This window comes from Piscicoccus intestinalis NBRC 104926, from assembly GCF_001515525.1.
GTDB lineage: Bacteria > Actinomycetota > Actinomycetes > Actinomycetales > Dermatophilaceae > Kineosphaera > Kineosphaera intestinalis.
Genome location: NZ_BCNQ01000201.1, coordinates 1 through 6,465, shown reverse-complemented (window position 1 = coordinate 6,465; position 6,465 = coordinate 1). Strand labels below are relative to the sequence as shown.

Annotated in this window: 6 protein-coding genes; all 6 read right to left on the bottom strand. The window is 73.3% G+C overall.

Features of this window, described 5'->3' with window-relative positions; translation table 11 throughout:
• Positions 1 to 251: Rho termination factor N-terminal domain-containing protein (locus tag PINTE_RS19770; protein ID WP_174524034.1), on the bottom strand; the 251-nt coding region annotated here is incomplete at its 3' end.
• Positions 252 to 553: 302 nt separating this feature from the next.
• On the bottom strand, positions 554 to 1,579 hold the full coding sequence (locus PINTE_RS19765; protein WP_068434082.1) for a homoserine kinase: 1,026 nt from the start codon (positions 1,577 to 1,579) through the stop codon (positions 554 to 556).
• A gap of 56 nt (positions 1,580 to 1,635) precedes the next feature.
• Positions 1,636 to 2,742: a threonine synthase gene (gene thrC / locus PINTE_RS19760; protein WP_068434081.1), complete on the bottom strand. Its 1,107-nt coding sequence runs from the start codon at positions 2,740 to 2,742 to the stop codon at positions 1,636 to 1,638.
• 2 nt (positions 2,743 to 2,744) lie between these two features.
• The gene (locus tag PINTE_RS19755) at positions 2,745 to 4,115 is read right to left on the bottom strand and encodes a homoserine dehydrogenase (RefSeq protein WP_068434079.1); all 1,371 of its coding nucleotides are present in this window, start codon (positions 4,113 to 4,115) and stop codon (positions 2,745 to 2,747) included.
• Positions 4,116 to 4,406: 291 nt separating this feature from the next.
• Positions 4,407 to 5,834: a diaminopimelate decarboxylase gene (lysA, locus tag PINTE_RS19750; protein ID WP_068434077.1), complete on the bottom strand. Its 1,428-nt coding sequence runs from the start codon at positions 5,832 to 5,834 to the stop codon at positions 4,407 to 4,409.
• Between the two features lie 130 nt (positions 5,835 to 5,964).
• Positions 5,965 to 6,465, bottom strand: a 501-nt coding sequence (locus PINTE_RS23440) for a hypothetical protein (RefSeq protein WP_217996659.1), incomplete at its 5' end; no start/stop codon positions are given.

Sequence of the window (6,465 nt, the reverse complement as noted above, 5' to 3'; positions counted from 1 at the left end):
CCGGCCGGGCTCGAGGCGCGGCGCGGGCGGCGAGCCGGGGCTCCTGCCGCGGCGGACGACGGGCTGCCCGCGTCACGCGACTTGATCGCCGTGATCAGGTCACCCTTACGCATTCCGGCCGTGCCCTGGATGCCCATGCCGGACGCGAGGTCCTGCAGTTCGGCCAGTCGCATCGCGGTCAGTCCGCGGCGTTTGGGTGCGGCGGACGCGCCGGCGGCACCCGCGGGTGCCAGCTCGGTGGTATCGGTCACGAAGGATCCTTCCCCTCGTTATACGGCTCGCTGCGAATGGCGAGCTCGGGGTTATGAGGCTCGTGCGTGTCGTGTGCCGTCATCGTGCGGTCCCATGATCGGCAGTTCACGCGGTCGCCCCGACCGGAGGGTCGGTATCGACCAGCCTGGGTGTGAGACACACCCGCGGCGCACGAACTCGGTGGTATTGACCCCTCCAACACCGCAACGGCGTCGGACACCGGCTGCGAACCTCAAGGATCGAGACCGCGGAACGGTGAATGCGGGGGGTTCAGGCGAAGAGCCGAGACATCGAACTCTGGTCACGCCGGAAGGGCGCTTTCGCCGTGAAGCCCTTCCAATGTAACACGTTCCACCCGAACCCCCTGATCCGGAACGCCGGGACGCAGCAACCGCCACTGCTCGGGCAGCAGCGCGGCGACCTGCGCGGCCGCGTCGTCGCCGTCCGCGGTCAGGACGAGCACGCTCGGACCGGCTCCGGAAATGACGGCCGCATGTCCGGCACAACGCAATTCGTCGACGACTTCCATCGCGCCCCCGAGCGAGGAGCGACGCTGCTCCTGGTGCAGCCACTCCCGGGTGGCCGGTAGCAGCAGCCGCGGCTGCGCGCTGAGGGCGAGCACGAGCAGACCGGCCCGCGCCGAGTTGAGCGCGGCCTCGGGGTGCGGCACCTGCGCGGGCAGCACGGCCCGGGCGGTGGCGGTCGGCAACTGCACCTGCGGCACGGCGACCAGCGGCTCGATGTCGGGGTGCAGCGGGATCGCCTCGGAGTGCACGCGACCGACGGTGCGCTCGTCGCCGGGCGGGCCCGGCTCGTCGAGCCACGAGATCGTCGCTCCCCCGTACACGCTCGCGGACGCGTTGTCGGGGTGGCCCTCGAGGCGCCCGGCGAGGTCGTTGACCGTCTCCAGGTCGAGGTCGACGAGCGTGTCGGCGGCGCCGGGCGCGTTCTCCCAGGCCGTCCACTGCGCGGCCGCGAGACCGTGGGCCGCGGCGACCCCGGCGACGATGGCCGCGGCCGAGGAACCCATCCCGCGGCCCTGGCGAATCGTGTTGGCGCAGTGCAGGGTCAGGCCCTCGGGGGTAGGCACGCCAAGCTCGGACCAGGCGCGTCGCATCGTGGCGTAGACGAGGTGGCGCTCGTCGCCGGGCACGCCCTGGGGGTCGCCGTCGATGTCGATGCGCAGGCCCGGCTCGGTGCGCACGACCGCGACGTACTCGTCGTACACGCCGAGCGCCATGCCGATCGAGTCGAAGCCGGGGCCGAGGTTGGCGCTGCTGGCCGGCACCCGCACCCGCACGGCGCGCCCCGGTCGAGGCGCGCTCATCGGCGCGTTCGAGGCACGCGGCGGGCTCGGCACATTCGGCGGCGCCTGGCCCACCGTCAGCTCTCCAGGCCGAGGGCGGTGGCGGCGCTCACCGCATCCACCGGCACGCGAGTGGGCACGACCTCGTCGCCGTCGGCCGTCTTCAGCGCCCACTGCGGGTCTTTCAGGCCGTGGCCGGTGACCGTGCACACGATCGTCGCGCCCGAGGGCACGCGACCCGCCTCGTGCATCTTCAACAGCCCCGCGACGCTCGCGGCCGACGCGGGCTCGACGAAGATGCCTTCGGTGCTGCTCAGCAGCCGGTGGGCGGCGAGGATCTCGGCGTCGGTGACGGCGTCGATGAGGCCGCCGGAGGTGTCTCGGGCCTCTTCGGCCTGGCTCCAGCTCGCCGGGTTGCCGATGCGGATCGCGGTGGCGATCGTGTCGGGCTCGTCGACGGGGTGGCCGAGCACGATCGGCGCGGACCCGGCCGCCTGGAAGCCCCACATCTGCGGGAGCCGGGTCGCTGGGCCGCCGGTCGCGGCCTCGCCCGTGGCGCCCGGGGTGCCGTCGCGGTACTCCCGGTAGCCCTTCCAGTACGCGGTGATGTTGCCGGCGTTGCCGACCGGCAGGCAGTGGATGTCGGGCGCGTCGCCGAGGGCGTCGACGATCTCGAAGGAGGCGGTCTTCTGCCCCTCGATGCGGGCCGGGTTGACGGAGTTGACGAGCTCGACCGGGTAGGCGTCGGCGAGCTTGCGGGCCACCGTGAGGCAGTCGTCGAAGTTGCCGTCGACCTGCAGCAACGTGGCGCCGTGGGCGATCGCCTGGGAGAGCTTGCCCATCGCGATCTTGCCCTCGGGCACGAGCACCCCGCACGTCATGCCGGCCTTCGTGGCGTAGGCCGCGGCCGACGCGCTCGTGTTGCCGGTGGAGGCGCAGATGACGGCCTTCGCGCCGAGGCGGGCCGCCACCGACATCGCGGTCGTCATGCCGCGGTCCTTGAAGGAGCCGGTGGGGTTGAGGCCCTCGTACTTGACGAACACGCGGGCGCCGACGCGCTCGGACAGCGTGTGCGCGGCGATGAGCGGGGTGCCGCCCTCGTGCAGCGTGATCACGGGTGCGTCGGTGAGCATCGGGAGGCGGTCGGCGTATTCGCCGATCACGCCGCGCCACTGGTGTGCCATGGTCAGTCCCCTTCCACGCGCATGACGGAGGTGACGCCGCGCACGGCGTCGAGCCGGGCGAGGGCCTCGACGGTGCCGGAGAGCGCGGCGTCGGGCGCCGAGTGCGTGACGATGACGAGTTCGGCGCCGGGTGCGTCGGCGTCCCCGCGGTCGGGGTCGGCCTCGTGCACGCTCTGGCGCACCTGCTGGATCGACACCTCGTGCCGGGCGAACTCGGTGGCGACTGCGGCGAGCACGCCGGGGCGGTCGGCCACATCGAGGCTGATGTAGTAGCGGGTGCGGGCGCGGCCCATCGGCAGCACCGGCAGCTCGGCGTAGGCCGACTCGCGCGGACCGAGCCCGCCGACGACCCGGTGGCGGGCCACGGCCACGACGTCGCCGAGCACGGCGGAGGCGGTCGGGTCGCCACCGGCTCCGGGGCCGTAGAACATGAGCTGACCGGCGGCGTCGGCCTCGACGAAGACGGCGTTGAAGGCCTCGCGCACCCCGGCCAACGGGTGCGTGCGCGGGATCATCGCCGGGTGCACGCGCACCGAGACGCCCTGACCGGCGTGGCCGTTCTTGCCGTTGCCGTTGGGCGCGTCGCCGCTGGGGGCGAGTTCGCAGATCGCGAGGAGCTTGACGACACAGTCCATCTCGGCGGCGGCGCGCACGTCGGCGGCGCTGACCTCGGTGATGCCCTCGCGGTGCACGTCGTGGGCGCGGACGCGGGTGTGGAACGCGAGCGAGGCGAGGATCGCGGCCTTCGCGGCGGCGTCGAAGCCCTCGACGTCGGCGGTCGGGTCGGCCTCCGCGTAGCCCAGCGACTGGGCCTGGGCGACGGCGTCGGAGAAGCCGGAGCCGGTGCTGTCCATCTTGTCGAGCACGTAATTCGTCGTGCCGTTGACGATGCCGAGCACGCGGCGCACGTCGTCGCCGGCGAGCGATTCGCGCATCGGGCGCAGCAGCGGGATGGCGCCGGCGACCGCGGCCTCGTAGTAGAGGTCGACGCCGGCGGCGTCGGCGGCCGCGTAGAGCTTGGGGCCGTCGTCGGCCAGGAGGGCCTTGTTCGCGGTGACCACGCTGGCTCCGTGCTCGATGGCCCGCAGGATGAGACCGCGGGCCGGCTCGATGCCGCCGATGACCTCGACGACGACGTCGGCGCGGGTGACGAGCTCTTCGGCGTCGGTGGTGAACAGCTCCTGCGGCAGGCCGGCCCGGTCCCGGCCCAGCCGGCGCACCGCGATGCCCACGAGCTCCAGCGGCCGCCCGACCCGGGCGGCCAGGTCGTCGGCGTTGGCCAGCAGCAGCCGGGCCACCGACGATCCGACGACGCCACATCCCAGCAGGGCCACCCGCAGGGGTCCGCCCGCGGTGTCGACGTGCGCACTCACGCGATCTCCTCCATCTGTGCTTCGACCCCGACCATCCTGCCTTCCGCCCACAGGCCCTCCCGGCCCGGGTCCGCATGACGGACCCACCGTCCCACCGTCCGGCCTCCCCGCCCGCCCCTCTCACCTGGCCCCCCACATCTGGCCCCCACATCTGGCCGAAGGCTGCCCTTTCGGTCCAGGGCTCGTGCTACAGCCCTGGCCCTCGGCCGAAAGGGCAGCCTTCGGCGGGGATTGATGCCGGCCGGGGGGTGCGGGGCGGGGGTGGAGCCGGCCCCGGGGGTCAGTCGTGCGTTAGTCGGCGACGTCGAGGGCGAGGATGTCGTCGACCGTCTCCCGGCGCACGATGACGCGCGCCCTACCGTCCCGAACCGCGACGACCGGCGGGCGCGGCACGTGGTTGTACTGGCTCGACAGCGCGCGGCAGTAGGCGCCGGTGCCGGGCACGGCGACGAGGTCGCCGGGGGTGAGGTCGGCGGGCAGGTACTCGTCCATGACGACGATGTCGCCGCTCTCGCAGTGCTTGCCGACGACCCGCGACAGGGCCGGGCCCGCCTCGCTGCTGCGGTTGGCGATCGTGCAGGAGTAGTCGGCCTCGTACAGGGCGGTGCGCACGTTGTCGCTCATGCCGCCGTCGACCGAGACGTAGGTGCGGCGCAGTCCGCCGTCGAGCTCGACGTCCTTGACCGTGCCGACCTCGTACAGCGTGAAGGTGCTCGGCCCGGCGATCGCGCGACCCGGCTCCATGCTGATGCGCGGGGGTTCGATGCCCTCGGCGCGGCTCTCGCGCTCGACGATGCCGGCCATCTGCGCCCCGAGTTGCGCGGCGGTCAGCGGGTGGTGCTCGGAGGTGTAGGCGATGCCGAAGCCGCCGCCGAGGTCGAGTTCGGGCAGCGTGATGCCGTGGTCACGGCCGATGCGCGCCTGCAGGCCGAGCACGCGGCGGGCGGCGACCTCGAAACCGGAGGTGTCGAAGATCTGGCTGCCGATGTGGCTGTGCAGACCGAGGAGTCGCATCGCACCCGGCTCGGCGAGCACGCGCTCGGCGGCCTTGTAGGCCTGGCCGCCGGCGAGGCTGAACCCGAACTTCTGGTCCTCGTGGGCGGTCGCGATGAACTCGTGGGTGTGCGCCTCGACGCCGGGGGTGACCCGGATCATGACCGGCGCGACGACGCCGAGGTCGCCGGCGATGCGGGCGACGCGCTCGATCTCGTCGAAGCTGTCGATGACGAGGCGACCGACGCCGTAGCGCAGCGCGGCCTCGATCTCGGCGACCGACTTGTTGTTGCCGTGCATGCCGATGCGTTCCGCCGGGAAGCCGACGCGCTGCGCGACCGCGAGTTCGCCGCCGGAGCACACGTCGAGGAACAGACCCTCCTGGGCGACCCACTGAGCGACGGCCGTGCACAGGAAGGCCTTGCCGGCGTAGTAGATGTCGGCGCCGCCGCACACGGCACCGAACGCCGCATTCATGTCGTCGCGGAAAGCCCTTGCGCGGGAACGGAAATCGTCTTCATCGACGACGTACGCGGGGGTGCCGAAGTCGCGGGCCAGGGCGACGGCGTCGACGCCGGCGACCTCGAGGCGGCCCTGCTCGTCACGGCGTACGTGGCCGGGCCACAGCTGCGGCATGAGCTCGTTGACGTCTCGCGGGCTGGGCAGCCACTGCGGCGGGCCGCCGTACCCCTCGGCGTGTAGGGCACCGGCCTCGTGTGCGCGCATCGTTCCTCCGGGTTCGCGCGGACGGGTCCGGTGGCACGTCGGTCCGCCGCTGTCGTTCTGGTCAGGCTGCCGGCACGTTCTCCCGGAGGCGGTGTGGCCGCCCTCGGTGCGCCGGCGGCGGACCTCGCGCTCACATACGGTCGGGGGCCGCCTCACCGAGGGTATGCAGTACGTCGGCCAGCGCGATGCGCGCCCCCAGTGTGAGACGGCACGCCGCGGTGTGGGCGGCCGTGGGGAGCTGGTCGGCGCGCGGGCGGGTCGGCTCGCGGTCGAGCCAGGAGTCGGTGGCGCGGGTCAGCGCGCGCAGGTGTTCCGCGAGCGCCCGGGGTGTCGGCCTGCCGCCCGGGTCGGGTACGCCCCCGCCCAGCACCCGCGGTTGGTCGGCGATGACCGTCGCCAGCGCGGCCGCCGTCGCCTCGCCGTCGATGAGAGCCTCCCCCCACGACGCTGAGAACTGCGTGTCGTGGTCAGAACTGCTGTCCGTGTCGCAGTCCCGACCACGACACGCAGTTCTCAGGGTCGTCCGGGGGTGGGGTGGGGTGGCCTGCGCGGCGGGGGCCGGCGTGGGCGGTGGCTGCCGGGTGACGGTGCCGCTGCTGGGCTCCGGGACGCCGACGCGGCGAGCGGCGCG